Here is a 16,045-nt window from a genome sequence, read left to right on the forward strand (position 1 = left end):
TCACGCTGATCGTGCTGATGATCGTGCCGGTCCCGGCGTTTGTCCTCGACGTCTCGTTCGTGCTCAACATCGCGCTGTCGCTGGCGGTGCTGATGGCGGCGATGAATGCCCGCAAGCCGCTCGACTTCTCCTCGTTCCCCTCGGTCCTGCTGTTCGCCACGCTGCTGCGCCTGGCGCTCAACGTCGCCTCCACCCGCGTCGTGCTGGTGCATGGCCACGAGGGCGAGGAAGCCGCCGGCAAGGTGATCGAGAGCTTCGGCCGGTTCCTGATCGGCGGCAATTTCGCGGTCGGCATCTTTGTCTTCCTGATCCTCATCATCATCAACCTGGTGGTCGTGACCAAGGGCGCCGGGCGCGTTTCGGAAGTCTCCGCGCGCTTCACGCTGGATGCCTTGCCGGGCAAGCAGATGGCGATCGACGCCGACCTCGCCGCCGGTCTCCTGACCGCCGACGAGGCCAAGGCGCGCCGCCGCGAGGTGGCGACCGAGGCGGACTTCTACGGGTCGATGGACGGCTCTTCCAAGTTCGTGAAGGGCGATGCGATCGCCGCGCTGCTGATCCTGGGGGTCAACATCGTCGCCGGTTTCTGCCTTGGCATGATCAGCCACGGGCTGTCGGCGGGCGCCGCGGCGCAGACCTACATCACGCTGGCGATCGGCGATGCGCTGGTGGCGCAAGTGCCCGCACTGCTGCTCTCGATTGCCGCCGCGGTGATCGTCACCCGCGTCGCCGACGACCGCCAGGGCGAGGGACGCGACCTTGCCGCGCAGATCGGCGGCCAGTTCGCGGCGCCGTCCACCTGGCTGCCGGTGGGGGTGGTGCTGGCTGCCATCGGCCTGATCCCGGCGATGCCGCAGTCGGTGTTCCTGCCCGCCGCCGGACTGGCGCTGTGGATCTGGCGCACCATGCGCAAGCGCCAGGCGCTTGCCGCCATGCCGGTGGTGGAGGCGCCGCCCGAGGTGGACCCCGCGCGGATCGACCTCGAGGACGTCTCCGACCACACGCTGGTGACCATCGAGCTGGGTTATGGGCTGGTCCAGCTGGTCGACGAACGGCGCGGCTCGCCGCTGGTCAGCCGGGTGACCGGGGTGCGCAAGCAGCTCAGCCAGACGTTCGGTTTCATCGTCCCGCAGTTTCGCGTGCGCGACGCGCTGGACATGCCGCCGCACGAGTACCGGGTGCTCCTGGGGGGCGTGAACCTCGGCGGGGCAAGTGTGCGGGCCGATCGCATCCTCGCCATCGACGCGGGCGAGGCGCGCCCCGGCCACACCCTGCGCGGCGAGGCGACCCACGATCCCAGCTTCGGCTGCCCGGCGCTGTGGATCGATCCCGCCGCGCGCGATCACGCCATCGCCGAGGGGTTCCTTACCGTCGATGCCGGTACGGTGATCGCCACCCACCTCAACCAGCTCCTGACCGAACGCGCGCAGGACCTGCTCGGGCCGGACCAGGTCAAGGCGCTGGTCGATGCGCTGAAGATCCATTCGGCCGGGCTGGTCGAGACGGTGCATCCCCAGCCGCTGTCGCTGGCGGCGCTCACCCGCCTGTTGCGGGCCCTGCTGGAGGACGGCATCCCGATTGCCCATCCGCTGCCGATCTTTGCCAGTATCGGCCGCGCGGTGCAGCAGACGCTCGACCACGAACGGCTGGTGGACCTGCTGCGGGCCGATCTCGGGGCGCTGATCGTCGGGCGCATTTGCCCGCCGCACGAGCGGCTGCCGGTCGTCACGCTCGATGTCGCCCTGGAGACGGCCATCGTGCAGGGCATGGTCGATCCGGCCAGCGGCCAGCCGGTGATCGAGCCCGATCTGGCGCGCATGATCGGCGAGCGGATTGCCGCGCTGGGGGCCGAGCGCGGGCCCGGCGCGGTGCCGCTGACGCTGGTGGTCCAGCCGCGGGCGCGGCGGGCACTGGCGGCACTGCTGCGGCTGCGGGCGCCCCATTGCCTGGTGCTCTCGATCTCCGAACTGCCGCCGACCCAGCCGATCGAGGTGGTCGACGTGGTCGGCGCGCCGCTGGCCGAGCAGCCGGTGCCCGGTCTTCCCCAGCCCGATTCCGACAACGATCCAGCTGAAAGCATGGCCGCATGAAACAGGACCAGAGGGCCTTCGTAGCCGGAGCCTACGCCAGCCGCGTGGCGGGCGCCTATCAGGGCGACATCGCCGACCGGGTGCGGCGTTTCCTGCCGATGGTGCGGCGCCTGGCCTGGCATGTCCATGGTTCCGGGCGGCCCGGAATCGAGGTGGAGGATCTCATCCAGGCCGGGCTGGTGGCGCTGACCGAGTGCGCGCAGAAACACCAGGGGCCGGGCGAGGACGGCTTTGCCGCTTATGCCAAGATGCGGGTGCGCGGGGCGATGGTGGACCTCATTCGCCGCACCGTGCCGATGTCGCGCGGGGCCAGCGAGCGGCGGCGGCAACTGGCGCTCAAGGAGCAGGAACTGCGCGGCGACCTTGGCCGGGAGGCGCTGCCGCACGAACTGGCCGCGGCCATGGGCATCGACGAGGCGGACCTCGCCGCCTTGCGCGATTCCAGCCATCCGCTGCGCTTCGATTCGATCGAGGAGACCTATTCGGACCAGAGCATGGCCTTTGCCGATGCCGGTCCGGACAGTCTCGAACTGCTTGCCAGTGAGGAGCAGCGGCGGGCGGTGGTGGCGGCGATTTCCGATCTGCCGGAACGGCTGCGGCTGATCGTGCAGCTTTATTTTGTCGAGGAACTCAACCTCGCCGAGATCGCCGGGGTCCTGCAGGTCTCGATCCCGCGCGTGCACCAGTTGAAGGCGCAGGCACTCGGCAAGTTGCGCGAGAGCCTGGAAGGGGTGGCGGATATCCTGTGACGGGGCGCCGGTAGGGGGCAGGGGGAAGGGGGCAGGGGCGGGCGATCTTGCCCGCCCCTGCCCTGAACGTCAGCCGTGGTAGATGCCGGCGGGGTTGCCGGTCACGCCCGCATCCACTTCGAACAAGGCGCCGTCGAACTCCGATTCCGGCAGGTCCTTGGCGGCCGAGGTCACGAACATGCGTTCGAGGTTTTTACCCGCGAAGGCGATGTTGGTGATCCGCCGGGCGGGCAGCTCGATCGACCGGACGCGGGTGCCGTCGGGGGCGAAGCGGGTGATCCGGCCGCCGTCCCAGTGGGCGACCCAGAGGAAACCTTCGGCATCGGTGGTCATGCCGTCCGGGTAGCCGTCTTCCTCGGTGAAGCGGATGAAGACCTCGCGGTCATGCGCGCTGTCCGGCGCGCCGTCGGCGCCCAGCTTGAAGCGGTAGATCGTCCGCAGCGCCGAATCGGTATGGTAGAGCCACTGGCCGCAGGGCGAGAAGGCCGGGCCGTTGGGCACGACATAGCCCGAATCGACGACCTGCCATTCGCCGGACGGTGACAGCCGATAGAGCGTGCCGATGGCGTTCTCCTCGGCCATTTCCAGGGTGCCGCACCAGATCGCGCCGTGGCGGTCGGCCTTGCCATCGTTCATGCGGTTGCCGGGCAGGTGGGGTTCGGGATCGTTGCGCTCGGAAATCGTCAGCGGGTCAAGCGTGATGCGGGAAACGCCGTCCTGGAAACCGCCGACGAGGCCGCCTTGCGCATGCTCGGCAACCCAGCCGAGGCGGGCGGGCATGTCCCAGCGGGTGACGGTGCCATCGGACAGGCTCAGGCGGTTGAGCGCGGGGGCAAGGATGTCCACCCAGTAGAAGGCGTTGTCCCGCGCGCACCACAGCGCGCCTTCGCCCAGCGTGTCGCGCACGTCACGATCGATCTTGCGCCAGAGTGTCATCCCAAGTCTCCCTCATCGTCGGTTTGCGGATCTGGATACGGTTCCGGCCCACTCTTCCACCAGCCCCCTGCCTTTTGCAGACTCGGTGGCAGGACCAGTGGGAGAGTGGGCCGGGACCCGCCCGGAAACCCGGGCAATTCGGTGCAGTGTCCGGGCTGAAACAAACGTTTCAGCCCGAAAGCACGGCTTAGTGGTTGTCGCGCTTAGTGGTTGTCTCTGGGCAGGCCCTTGGTCTGGGCGATGCGCTGGTACTTCTCGGCGCCTTCGAGGATCGCGCCGGTGTCCATCTGGCCCACGACCGAGCGCTGGATTTCCTGCCAGGGGGTCTGCGAGGCCGGGTAGGCATAACCGCCCTTGGCTTCGAGAGCTTCGCGGCGGGCGGTCAGTTCCTCGTCGGAAATGAGCACGTCCACGCGGCCCTTCTTGAGGTCCATGCGCACGCGGTCGCCGGTTTCGAGCAGGGCCAGACCGCCCATCGCCGCCGCTTCGGGCGAAGCGTTGAGGATCGAGGGGCTGCCCGAGGTGCCGGACTGGCGGCCGTCGCCGATGCACGGCAGCGCGGTGACGCCTTCGGTGATGAGGTAAGCCGGCGGGCGCATGTTGACGACTTCCGCCGCGCCCGGATAGCCGATCGGGCCGGCGCCGCGCATGAACAGCAGGGTGTCGGGGGTGATGCCGGTGGCCGGATCGTCGATGCGGTGGTGATAGTCCTCGGGACCGTCGAACACCACGGCCGGGCCTTCGAAGGCGTCCGGGTCCGCCGGGTTCGACAGGTAGCGGTCGCGGAACTCCTTGGAGATCACGCTGGTCTTCATGATCGCGGCGTCGAACAGGTTGCCCGACAGCACCAGGAAGCCCGCTTCCTCGACCAGCGGCGTGTCGAAGGTCTTGATGACCCGCTCGTCCTCGATCGTGGCGTCGCGGCAGTTGTCGCCCATGGTCTTGCCATTGACGGTCATCGCGCCCTCGTGGATCAGGCCCTGCTTGATGAGCTGGGCGACCACGGCGGGCACGCCGCCGGCACGGTAGTAGTCTTCGCCGAGGTATTCACCGGCGGGCTGCAGGTTCACCAGCAGCGGGATCTTGTGGCCGACGGTTTCCCAGTCCTTGAGCGGCAGGTCCACGCCGATGTGGCGGGCGATGGCGGCAAGGTGGATCGGGGCGTTGGTCGAACCGCCGATGGCGGCGTTGACGGCGATGGCGTTGTGGAACGCTTCCAGCGTCAGGATGTCCGAGGGCTTGAGATCCTCGTGCACCATGTCGACGATGCGCTTGCCGGTGTAATAGGCGCATTCCTGGCGGTCGCGGTAGGGCGCGGGGATCGCGGCCGAACCGGGCAGCATCATGCCGAGCGCTTCGGCGAGCGAGTTCATCGTCGTCGCCGTGCCCATGGTGTTGCAGTAGCCGGTCGAGGGGGCCGAGGAGGCGACGAGCTTGATGAAGCCCTCGTCGTCGATCTCGCCCGCCGCCAGCATCTGGCGGCCCTTCCACACGATCGTGCCCGAGCCGGTGCGCTCGCCCTTGTGCCAGCCGTTGAGCATCGGGCCGACCGACAGGGCGATCGCCGGGATGTTCACGGTGGCCGCCGCCATCAGCAGCGCCGGGGTGGTCTTGTCGCAGCCGGTGGTCAGCACCACGCCGTCGAGCGGGTAGCCGTAGATCGCCTCGACGAGGCCGAGGTAGGCGAGGTTGCGGTCAAGACCCGCGGTCGGGCGCTTGCCGGTTTCCTGGATCGGGTGGACCGGGAATTCGATGGCGATGCCGCCGGCCTCGCGGATGCCTTCGCGGATGCGCTCGGCCAGCACCAGGTGGTGGCGGTTGCACGGCGACAGGTCGCTGCCGGTCTGGGCGATACCGATGATCGGCTTGCCCGAGCGCAGCTCTTCCAGGCTGAGGCCGAAGTTCAGGTACCGCTCCAGGTAGAGCGAGGTCATGTCGATGTTGTCGGGATTGTCGAACCAGGCGCGCGAACGCAGCTTGGGTGCAGTCTTTTCGGTCATGGGGCGTTCGTTTCGTTCTGTCAGCGCGAAGAGGTGGAGACGCGGTAGATCATGACATGCTTGTAGGGCTTGCCGGGATCGACGCGGGTGGACGGGAAGTTCGCGTGGTTCGGCGAATCCGGGAACTTCTGCGGTTCCAGCGCGATACCGTCGCCCATGCGATAGAGGTGGCCGTTCTTGCCGATGAAAGTGCCATCGAGGAAGTTGCCGGCATAGAACTGGACGCCCGGTTCGGTCGTCAGCAGTTCGAGGACGCGGCCCGAAACGGGATCTTCGAGACGCGCGGCCAGTTCCGGCGTCTTGGTCACGCCCTTGTCGAGCGCGAAGTTGTGGTCGTAGCCGCGGCCCATGACGATCTGCTCGTCCTTGCCGTCGCGGATGCGTTCGCCGACGACGGTGGCCTTGCGGAAGTCGAACGCGGTGCCGGTCACGTCGCGCAGTTCGCCGGTCGGGATCAGCTTGTCGTTCACCGGGGTATAGTGGCTTGCCGGGATCGTCAGCAGGTCCTGGATGGCGTCGCGCGGGCTGCCTTCACCGGCCATGTTGAAGATGGCGTGGTTGGTCATGTTGATGACCGTGGGCTTGTCGGTGGTCGCCTCGAAGACGATCTGCAGGTTGCCCTTCTCGTCGAGCGAGTAGGTGACCTTGGTCTTCACCGTGCCGGGATAGCCCGAATCGCCGTCCGGGCTGACCAGCGTGAAGACGGCGGTGGCGACGGGGCCGGACTTGACCTGCTCCACCTTCCAGTTCTGCACGTCCCAGCCCTTGCCGCCGCCGTGCAGCGACTGGCCGTGGTCGTTCTGGGGCAGCTGGTAGGTCTTGCCGTCGAGGCTGAACTGGCCGTTCGCGATGCGGTTGCCGTAGCGGCCGATGGTGGCGCCCCAGTAGTTCGGACGCTTTTCGTAGCTGGCGATGTCGTCATAGCCGAGCAGCACGTCGGCGACCTTGCCGTCGCGGTCGGGCACGTCGAGCTTCCACAAGGTGGCGCCGAAGCTCAGGATCGTGGCGGAAACGCCGTTGGCGGCCTTCAGCGTCACGGCGGTGACGGGGCTGCCGTTCGACAGCGTGCCGGCAGGGGCCTGCGAAGCGTCGGCAGCCAGAGCGGCACCCGGAATTACGCAGGCAAGAGAAAGTGCGGTCGAAGTCACAAAAGCCTTGCGCAGAATCCTCATTCCCGTAGCTCCCATTTTGATTTCTGTGTGAGGACGAATCTCGTTGTGGGCGTGGCTGTCGCCCCATGCACAAGGCATTGACGAGGCCGTTTCGCGCATATAGTCCGACAAATAGAAAGAGCGCAAGCCGGTTTGCCCCAGATTGGATAATCGCGGTCCGGCAGCTTTGTTACGAGAGGATAGACATGCCCCCAGTGGTATCATCTGCCGATGCCCCCGTGGCGCACACGCCGCAGGCGGGTGTCCGCTACGGCCCCGCGCTGGCGCTGCTTGCCAGCCTTTTCTTCATGTGGGGCTTCATCACCGTCATCAACAACACGCTGCTGCCGCACCTGCGCAGCGTGTTCGAGCTCAGCTACACGCAGACGACGCTGATCGAATCGGTCTGGTTCATCGCCTACTTCTTCGCCTCGATTCCCTCGGCGAAGCTGATCGAGAAGATCGGCTACCAGAAGTCGCTGGTGATCGGCCTGCTGATCATGGCGGCCGGCGCCGTGGGCATGATGGCCGCGGCGAGCATTCCGTCCTACGGCGTGACGCTGGTGATGCTCTTCGTGATCGCCAGCGGCATCACCCTGCTGCAGGTCGCCGCCAACCCTTACGTCGCCGTCGTCGGCAAGCCGGAAACCGCGTCCTCGCGCCTCAATCTGGTGCAGGCGCTCAACTCGATGGGCACCATGCTTGCCCCGATGTTCGGCGCCTACCTGATCCTCGGCCGTTCGAAGAGCGGCACGGCCACTGCGGGAACCGTGCTGAGCGAGGCCGATCGTCTGGCTGACGCGCACTCGGTGATCCTGCCTTACGCGCTCGTTGCGGTGGTGCTGGTGATCCTGGCCGTCGTCATCGCCAAGTTCCCGCTGCCGGCGATGAAGTCCGCCTCGCCCGCCGACAAGGCGAAGCGTTCGGGCCTGATCAATCCGGAGCTGTTCAAGCACCGCAACCTGGTCTTCGGCATTCCCGCGATCTTCATCTACCTGATTGCGGAAATCGGCGTCGCCAACCTCTTCGTGAACTTCGTCAGCCAGCCTGACATCGCCAACCTGACGCACGAGCAGGCCGGCAAGTACCTCAGCTTCCTGTGGGGCGGCATGATGGTTGGCCGTTTCGCGGGCTCGGCGATCATGCAGCGCTTCGATGCGGGCAAGGTTCTGGCGTTCTTCTCGATCGGCGCCTTCGCGGTCATGATGATCACCGTCTTTGCGCATGGCCCGCTCGCCATGTGGTCGCTGATCCTCGTCGGCCTGTTCCACTCGATCATGTTCCCGACCATCTTCACGCTCGGCATCAAGGGCCTTGGCCCGCTGACCGAGGAAGCCTCGGGCCTGCTCGTGATGGCGATTGCCGGCGGCGCGCTGGTGGTGGTGCAGGGCTGGCTGGCCGATACCTACGGTCTCCAGACCTCGTTCCTGCTGACCGCGATCTGCGAACTCTATGTGCTGTTCTATGCGCTCTGGGGCAGCAAGACCACGCATGCGGAGCCGGATCTGGTTGTCGAAGCAGCCGAGTAACCCCGGGCTTCGAGCCATAACAAAAAAGGCCCCGGCGAGCGATCGCCGGGGCCTTTTCTTATGCGTCTTTAGGAGGGGCGGTCACGCCCCGTCCGGCTGCCCCATTGCGGTGCGGGTATCCTCGAGCGCCAGGTCGACCAGCACGTTCATCGCCTCGGCCGCCCCCGCCGCATCGCCGGCGGCAATGGCGTCGTAGACGCGCACGTGGTCGGGGATCGGGTTGCGGGGCAGGGCGCGGGCGCGCTGCTTGAACTGGGTGGTCCAGTTCACCGCCGCGCCGATCGAGGCGCTGAGCACCAGCAGCGCGTCGTTGCGCGTCGCCTGCAGGATCGCATTGTGGAAATCGCGGTCCGCCGCCCGTCCGGCCTCGGTGGTGAGGGTGTGGCGGCGCATCGCCGTCAGCGCTTCCTTCATCGCCTTGAGGTCGTCCTTGTCGCGGCGCTGCGCGGCAAGGCGGGCAGCGGCGGGTTCGACGATGGCGCGCAGTTCGAACAGGCTGCGCACGAACTCGATGTCCGGCTCGCCCGCAAAGGCCCAGCCGAGCACTTCGGGGTCGAGCAGATTCCACCGGTCACGGGGCAGCACCCGCGTTCCGGCCTTGGGGCGGCTGGCCACCAGACCTTTCGCGGTGAGCACCTGAATGGCCTCGCGATAGGCGCTGCGCGAGACCTGTAACTCCTCGGCGAAGGCGACTTCACCAGAAAGAATGTCTCCGGGCGCATATTTGCCGGACAAGATGGCCGTTCCCAGTTTATGGGCGATGGCGCCGTGCAGGCGGCGGCCCGGACCCCGGGCCTCGTCGGCCGGCCTTGCACTTTCTTCTTCGTTCACGAAATTGGCTTCTGACACTGGTAATGGCACCTCCCGAAAGGAACCTAACAGCCCTTTCAACGCGAAGGAACGACAAACATTGCGTTTCGCCTTCGCTGGGAATATGTCGGAGTAAATAGGGAGACCCCAAATGACCGAATTCCGTTCCATCGTGGCCGCAACCGGCGAACCCCAGGGTGAACCGCTGGCCGTGAACGGCACTGCCGATGTCGCTGCCGCCTGCGCCGCAGCCGCCGCGGCCTTCGATACCTACCGCGCCACCGACCGTGAAACCCGCGCTTCGTTCCTGGAGCGAATCGCCGACGAGATCCTCGCCATCGGTGAGCCGCTGATCGAGGCCTACATGGCCGAGAGCGGTCTGCCGCGCGGCCGTGGTGAAGGTGAGCGTGGCCGCACCATGGGCCAGCTGCGCCTGTTCGCCGATGTCGTGCGCAAGGGCCAGTGGCAGCAGCTGCGCATCGATCCGGCCCTGCCGGACCGCGCCCCGCTGCCCCGTCCGGACCTGCGCCTGCGCATGATCCCGGTTGGCCCGGTCGCCGTGTTTGGCGCCTCGAACTTCCCGCTCGCCTTCTCGACCGCGGGCGGTGACACCGCTTCGGCGCTCGCCGCCGGTTGCCCGGTCGTGGTCAAGGGCCACCCGGCCCACCCGATCACCGGCGGCCTGATTGCCGGTGCGATCGCCAAGGCGGTCAAGGATGCCGGCCTTCCCGAAGGCGTGTTCCAGCACCTCGTCGGCCCGTCGAACGAACTCGGCGCCGCGCTGGTCCAGGATCCGCGCATCGCTGCCGTCGGCTTCACCGGCTCGCGCGGTGGCGGTCTTGCCCTCGCCAAGCTGGCCGCGGCCCGCGAAGTGCCGATCCCGGTCTATGCCGAAATGTCGAGCATCAACCCGGTGCTGCTGCTCCCCGAAGCGCTCAAGGCGCGCGGTGAAGCGCTCGGCACCGCGTTCGTCGGCTCGCTGACGATGGGCGCCGGCCAGTTCTGCACCAACCCCGGCCTGATCCTGGCCGTCGAGGGTGAAGGTCTGGACGCCTTTGTCGCCGCCGCCACCGGCGGTGTTGCCGAAGCCAAGCCGCAGACCATGCTGACCACTGGCATCGCCGCCGCTTATGCCAAGGGCGTCGAAGCGCTCGAAGGCAACGCGGGCGTCGAGACCATCGCCAAGGGCGAGGAAGGCAGCAAGACCACCGGCGGTGCGATCCTGTTCCAGACCACGGCCGCCCAGTTCCTCGCGGACAAGGCGATCGGTCACGAAGTGTTCGGCGCCGCGTCGATCGTTGTCGTCTGCAAGGACGAAGCCGAACTCGCCGGCCTGCTCGAAGGCCTCGAAGGCCAGCTGACCGCCACCCTGCACATGGACGCAGCCGACGAAGCCGCCGCTTCGCGCCTGCTGCCGGTGCTGGAGCGCAAGGTCGGCCGTATCCTCGTCAACGGTTGGCCGACCGGCGTCGAAGTGTGCCACGCGATGGTCCACGGCGGCCCGTTCCCCTCGACCACCGACCCGCGCACCACGTCGGTCGGCAGCCTGGCGATCGACCGTTTCCTGCGTCCGGTCAGCTACCAGAACTTCGCACAGGCCCTGCTTCCGGCGGAACTGCGCGACGCCGCCTACGGTGACGGCGCGCCGCGCCTGATCGACGGCACGCTCACCCTCTAATCTGCCAACCCAACTGCCGCGGCGCGCTCCCCCAAGAAGGCGCGCCGCGGATCCGGGAGAGATCTCCATGACCTACCTTCGCCTGCTCCAGCATCGCGCGCCCGACGGCGTGCGCTCCGTCATCCTTGCCGAGGGCGATGCCGCCCACGTCCTGCAGGGCGTCACCACCACCCGCGAACTCGCGCTGCGCGCCATTGCCGAGGGTGTGACGCTGGCCGAGGCCGCCAAGGCTTGCGCCGCGGGCGAAGCGGTCGACATTGCCGCCGAATTCGCCGCCGGCACCCTGCTGGCCCCGATCGACCACGACGATTCCGCCCACCTGCTGCTGACCGGCACCGGCCTCACCCACCTCGGTTCGGCCGAAGGCCGCAACAAGATGCACGCCGCCGCCGCCTCGGGCGAGCACGTTACCGATTCCATGCGCATGTTCCTCGAGGGCCTCGAAGGCGGCAAGCCCGCCGACGGCACCGAAGGCCAGCAGCCGGAATGGTTCTACAAGGGCGACGGCCAGCTGCTGGTCGGCCCCGGCGACGCGCTGACCATGCCTGCGTTCGCCAAGGACGGCGGCGAAGAGCCGGAACTCGCCGGTATCTACCTCGTCGGCGAAGACGGCACCGTGTACCGCCTCGGCCTCGCGCTCGCCAACGAGTTCTCGGACCACGTGACCGAGCGTCACAACTACCTCTGGCTCGCCCACTCGAAGCTGCGCCAGGCCGCGCTTGGCCCGGAACTGCTGCTCGGCACCCCGCCGGAAAAGATCGAAGGCACCAGCAAGATCGTGCGCGACGGCGAAACGATCTGGGAAAAGCCCTTCCTCTCGGGCGAGGCGAACATGTCGCACACCTTCGCCAACCTTGAGCACCACCACTTCAAGTACGACCTGTTCCGCCGCGCCGGCGACGTGCACGTCCACTTCTTCGGCACCGCCACGCTCTCCTTCAGCGACGGCGTGACCACGCAGGAAGGCGACGTCTTCGAAATCTCGGCCGCGCCGTTCACCCTGCCGGTCGCCAACCCGCTCGCCCGCGCTGCCGCCCCGGCCGCGGCGACCATGACCGTGAAGGCGCTCTGAGCCATGGATCCGATCCGCATTGCCATCGTTGGCGTGGGCAAGATCGCCCGCGACCAGCACATCCCCGCGATCGAGGGCAACCCGAACTTCAGCATCGGCGCCACGGTCAGCCCGAACCATCGCGGCCCCGAAGGCATCCCGCACTTCAGCAGCCTTGAAGAGCTGATCGAGAGCGGCCCGGCGATCGACGCGGTGGCGCTCTGCACCCCGCCGCAGGTCCGTTACGACCTGGCCGCGCTGGCGCTGTCGAAGGGCATGCACGTGTTCCTCGAAAAGCCGCCGGGCGCCACGCTGGCCGAAGTGGCCGCGCTGGAAAGCCGCGCCGAGAAGGTGGGCGTCACCCTGTTCGCCTCGTGGCACTCGCGCTACGCCGCCGGTGTCGCTCCGGCCCGTGCCTGGCTGGCCGAGCGCACGATCAAGAGCGCCAGGATCGTCTGGCGCGAGGACGTGCGCGTCTGGCATCCGGGTCAGGACTGGATCTGGGAGCCGGGCGGCCTTGGCGTGTTCGATCCGGGCATCAATGCCCTCTCGATCGCCACCCACATCATGCCGCGCCCGTTCTTCCTCAAGGAAGCGACGCTCAGCCTGCCCGCCAACCGCGCCGCACCGATCGCCGCCGACATCGAGTTCCGCGACACCGCCGGGGCCGAGATCCACATGGACCTCGACTGGCGCCAGACCGGCCCGCAGTCGTGGGACATCATTGTCGAGACCGATGCCGGAACGCTCAAGCTCGCCAATGGCGGCGCCGTGCTCACCCTGCCCAGCGGCACCGAGCACAACGAGGACATGGAATATCCGGGCCTCTACGCGCGTTTCGCCAACCTGATCCGGGGCGGCCGCAGCGATGTCGACATCGCGCCGCTGCGCCTGGTGGCCGACGCCTTCCTGCGCGGCAAGCGTGCGCTGGTCGAAGAATTCCACGACTGATATTTCCGGGAGAGGACAAGAAATGTTGAAGGCGCTCCGCCGCACCACCGCCGTCGTCCTGCTGAGCGCCACCGCGCTCGCAGGCACGGCACAGGCCGACACCAACGGCCAGCCGACCACCGCGACGATCGCAGCCGACAAGCCCGGCCCGGTCTACCACAAGGAAGTCTTCACCCAGTTCGCCGAGCACCTCGGCACGGGCATCTACGGCGGCCTGTGGGTCGGCAAGAACAGCAAGATCCCCAACACCAACGGTTTCCGCAACGACGTCGTCTCGGCGCTGCGCGAGCTGCAGGTGCCGGTGATCCGCTGGCCCGGCGGCTGCTTTGCCGACGAATACCACTGGCGTGAAGGCATCGGCGCGCCTGCCAAGCGCCCGGTCAAGGTCAACACCCACTGGGGCGGCGTGACCGAACCCAACGCGGTGGGCACCCACGAATTCTTCGAACTGCTCCGCCAGGTCGGCGCGGAAGCCTATATCGCCGGCAACGTCGGTGACGGCACCCCGCGCGAAATGGCCGAATGGGTCGAATACATGACCGCGCCTGCCGGCTCGCTGGCCGACGAACGCGCCAAGAACGGCCACAAGGAGCCGTGGAAGGTCGCCTACTTCGGCGTCGGCAACGAGCTGTGGGGCTGCGGCGGCAACATGCGCCCCGAGTTCGCGGCGGACGAGACGCGCCGCTATGCGACCTTCGTGAAGGCGCCTGCGGGCACCCGGATCATCAAGGTCGCCTCGGGCGCCAACGTCGACGACTACAACTGGACCGAGACGATGATGCGCGTCGCCGGCGGCAACGTCGACGGCCTCTCGCTCCACTACTACACCCTGCCCGAAGGCGGCTGGCCGCCCAAGGCCGATCCGGTCAACTTCGACGAGCACGGCTGGGCCGATACGCTGAACGAAGCGCGCCGGATGGACGAGCTGATCACCAGGCACTCGGCGATCATGGACAAGTACGATCCCGAGAAGAAGGTCTTCCTCGCGGTCGACGAGTGGGGTTCGTGGTATGCCCAGGATCCGGGCACGCATCCCGGCTTCCTGCGCCAGCAGAACACCCTGCGCGATGCGCTGATCGCCTCGATCAACCTCGACATCTTCGCCAAGCATGCCGACCGCGTGCGCATGACCGCCATCGCCCAGATGGTGAACGTGCTGCAGGCGATGATCCTGACCGACGGCAACAAGATGGTGCTGACGCCGACTTACTGGGTCTTCGACATGTACAAGCCGTGGCAGGACGCGACGGTGCTGCCGATCGAGATCAAGTCGCCGTGGTATTCGAAGGACCAGTTCACGATGCCCGCGATCAGCGGCTCGGCGGTGAAGGGCAAGGACGGCAAGATCCATGTCGGCCTGTCGAACCTCGATCCGAACCAGTCCAACACCGTGACGATCAAGCTCGACGGCGTCGCGGCCGGCGGTGTCACCGGCAAGATCCTGACGGCCCCGGCGATCAATTCGCACAACACCTTCGACGCACCTGGCGTGGTGAAGCCGGAGGCGTTCTCGGGCGCGAGCGTCCAGGGCGGCCAGCTTGTCGTCACCCTGCCGGCCAAGTCGGTCGTGGTGCTCGAACTGCAATGAGCGTGAAGCACGTCGTCGGAGACTGGGGCACCACGCGCCTGCGGCTGTTCCGTATGGATGGCGGCGATGTCGACGCCCGGCTCGATGGGCCGGGCGCGCTCGCCGGTGATGCCGAGGGCGCGCTGGCCGAAAGGCTGGACGTCTGGAAGGCGGAAGGTGCTTTGTCCGAAGTCGTGCTGTGCGGCATGGCCGGTGCGCCGGGCGCGCTCGTCGCGGCAGGCTATGCGGCCTGCCCGGCGGACGCCGCCCACTGGCTGTCCTCGCGCACCCGGCTCGAAGTGGCGGGGATCCCGGTCTCGGTGCTGCCGGGGCTGAGCTGCACGGATTCCGAGGGCGTGCCCGAAGTGATGCGGGGCGAGGAGGCGCAAGTCTTCGGCGCCCTCGCGCTCCATCCCGAACTTGGCCAGGGCGAACACCTGATCGCGCTGCCCGGCACCCATTGCAAGTGGGTCTCGGTGGTCAACGGCACGATCGTCGGCTTCCGCACCCACCCGACCGGCGAACTCTATGCGCTGCTGGCGGGCCAGTCGACGCTGACCGGGCCGGATACACCGGGTGAGGGCACGTTCGACGACGGGTTTGCCCGCGGCACCGAACGCTGCGAGGAACCGCTGACCGGCGCCCTGTTCGAAGCCCGCGCCGCGCGGATGCTCGATGGGCGCTCGAAAGACTGGTCGCGCGGCTATATCTCCGGCCTGCTGATCGGCGGCGAAGTCGCCGCGCAAGTGCCGGAAGGCATTTCGGTGGTGCTGATCGGCGACCAGGCGCTTGTGGCGCTTTATGATCGCGCGCTGGCGGCCCGTGGCTGCACCTCGCGCAAGATCGATGGCGATGCGGCGGTTCTCGCCGGGCTCGCCATCGCGAAAGGACAGAAGGCATGAAGATCGAAGACGTTCTGGCCGCAGGCCATGCACCCGTTGTGGCGATCCTGCGCGGCATCCAGACCCATGAGGCGGTCGCCATCGGCGAGGCGCTGGTGGAAGCCGGCGTGCGCATCATCGAGGTGCCGTTCAACTCGCCCGATCCGGCCGGCTCGATCGGCGCCATGGTCGAGGCGCTGGGCGACCGCGCGGCCATCGGCGGCGGCACCGTGATCGGCACCGACCTTGCCGAAACGCTGGCGGGCGTGGGCGGCACGTTCATGGTCTCGCCCAATGTCGATCCCGCCGTCATCACGCGCTCGATCGAACTGGGCATGGACGTCCTGCCCGGCTTCCTGACCCCGACCGAAGCGTTCGCCGCCGTGGCGGCAGGCGCCCGCGACCTCAAGCTGTTCCCCGGCTCGGTGCTGGGCAGCGGCTACATCAAGGCGATCCGCGAAGTGCTGCCCAAGACCAGCCGCGTCTGGGCGGTGGGCGGCGTGGGCGCTGCCAATGTCGCGGAATACCGCGCGGCGGGCGTCTATGGCATCGGCGTCGGTGGCAGCCTCTACAAGCCCGGCTTCGATGCCGCGACGGTTGGCGCCAAGGCGGCCGAACTGGTCGCCGCGTGGAACGCAGCCGGGGGCTGAGC

13 protein-coding genes are annotated in these 16,045 nt (G+C 67.7%); 9 read left to right on the plus strand and 4 right to left on the minus strand.

From position 1 onward, the window contains the following. The first annotated feature begins 17 nt into the window (after positions 1-17). Together DM450_RS18205 and DM450_RS18210 are read left to right on the plus strand one after the other, a co-directional pair. Positions 18-2,090, plus strand: coding sequence for a flagellar biosynthesis protein FlhA (locus DM450_RS18205; protein ID WP_260610425.1), 2,073 nt, complete (start codon positions 18-20; stop codon positions 2,088-2,090). Beyond that, positions 2,087-2,839, plus strand: coding sequence for a sigma-70 family RNA polymerase sigma factor (locus tag DM450_RS18210; RefSeq protein WP_142637195.1), 753 nt, complete (start codon positions 2,087-2,089; stop codon positions 2,837-2,839). The genes DM450_RS18205 and DM450_RS18210 overlap by 4 nt, the downstream gene beginning before the upstream one ends. Positions 2,840-2,908: 69 nt before the next feature. Here DM450_RS18210 and DM450_RS18215 read toward each other — a convergent pair whose 3' ends face one another. The 3 genes from DM450_RS18215 to DM450_RS18225 all read right to left on the minus strand — a co-directional run bounded on the left by DM450_RS18215 (position 2,909) and on the right by DM450_RS18225 (position 6,938). After that, positions 2,909-3,775: an SMP-30/gluconolactonase/LRE family protein gene (locus tag DM450_RS18215; RefSeq protein WP_142637197.1), complete on the minus strand. Its 867-nt coding sequence runs from the start codon at positions 3,773-3,775 to the stop codon at positions 2,909-2,911. Positions 3,776-3,978: 203 nt separating this feature from the next. Further along, positions 3,979-5,775: an IlvD/Edd family dehydratase gene (locus DM450_RS18220; protein WP_142637198.1), complete on the minus strand. Its 1,797-nt coding sequence runs from the start codon at positions 5,773-5,775 to the stop codon at positions 3,979-3,981. A gap of 20 nt (positions 5,776-5,795) precedes the next feature. Continuing rightward, positions 5,796-6,938, minus strand: coding sequence for an aldose epimerase family protein (locus DM450_RS18225; RefSeq protein WP_409529366.1), 1,143 nt, complete (start codon positions 6,936-6,938; stop codon positions 5,796-5,798). Between the two features lie 194 nt (positions 6,939-7,132). Here DM450_RS18225 and DM450_RS18230 point away from each other — a divergent pair, with 194 nt between their 5' ends. Beyond that, a complete protein-coding gene (locus DM450_RS18230) occupies positions 7,133-8,455 on the plus strand; it encodes a sugar MFS transporter (protein WP_142637202.1) in 1,323 nt (440 codons plus the stop codon). An 81-nt stretch (positions 8,456-8,536) separates the two neighbouring features. Here DM450_RS18230 and DM450_RS18235 read toward each other — a convergent pair whose 3' ends face one another. Continuing rightward, positions 8,537-9,286: a FadR/GntR family transcriptional regulator gene (locus tag DM450_RS18235; protein WP_142637204.1), complete on the minus strand. Its 750-nt coding sequence runs from the start codon at positions 9,284-9,286 to the stop codon at positions 8,537-8,539. Between the two features lie 130 nt (positions 9,287-9,416). On the opposite strand from DM450_RS18235, the gene DM450_RS18240 reads away from it, so the two are divergent. The 6 genes from DM450_RS18240 to DM450_RS18265 all read left to right on the plus strand — a co-directional run bounded on the left by DM450_RS18240 (position 9,417) and on the right by DM450_RS18265 (position 16,043). After that, on the plus strand, positions 9,417-10,943 hold the full coding sequence (locus DM450_RS18240; protein WP_142637206.1) for an aldehyde dehydrogenase (NADP(+)): 1,527 nt from the start codon (positions 9,417-9,419) through the stop codon (positions 10,941-10,943). A 67-nt stretch (positions 10,944-11,010) separates the two neighbouring features. Then, positions 11,011-12,015, plus strand: a complete 1,005-nt coding sequence (araD1, locus tag DM450_RS18245; protein WP_142637208.1) for an AraD1 family protein — start codon at positions 11,011-11,013, stop codon at positions 12,013-12,015. A 3-nt stretch (positions 12,016-12,018) separates the two neighbouring features. After that, a complete protein-coding gene (locus DM450_RS18250; protein WP_142637210.1) occupies positions 12,019-12,945 on the plus strand; it encodes a Gfo/Idh/MocA family protein in 927 nt (308 codons plus the stop codon). A gap of 22 nt (positions 12,946-12,967) precedes the next feature. Next, positions 12,968-14,533, plus strand: coding sequence for an alpha-N-arabinofuranosidase (locus DM450_RS18255; RefSeq protein ID WP_142637212.1), 1,566 nt, complete (start codon positions 12,968-12,970; stop codon positions 14,531-14,533). Then, complete coding sequence (locus DM450_RS18260; protein ID WP_142637214.1) at positions 14,530-15,414, plus strand: 2-dehydro-3-deoxygalactonokinase; 885 nt, start codon at positions 14,530-14,532, stop codon at positions 15,412-15,414. The genes DM450_RS18255 and DM450_RS18260 overlap by 4 nt, the downstream gene beginning before the upstream one ends. Then, entirely contained in the window at positions 15,411-16,043 is a 633-nt protein-coding gene (locus DM450_RS18265) for a 2-dehydro-3-deoxy-6-phosphogalactonate aldolase (protein ID WP_142637216.1), read from the plus strand. Before DM450_RS18260 ends, DM450_RS18265 begins: the two co-directional genes overlap by 4 nt. Positions 16,044-16,045 lie beyond the last annotated feature (2 nt).

This window comes from Sphingomonas sp. IC081 (genome assembly GCF_006874585.1).
Lineage (GTDB): Bacteria > Pseudomonadota > Alphaproteobacteria > Sphingomonadales > Sphingomonadaceae > Novosphingobium.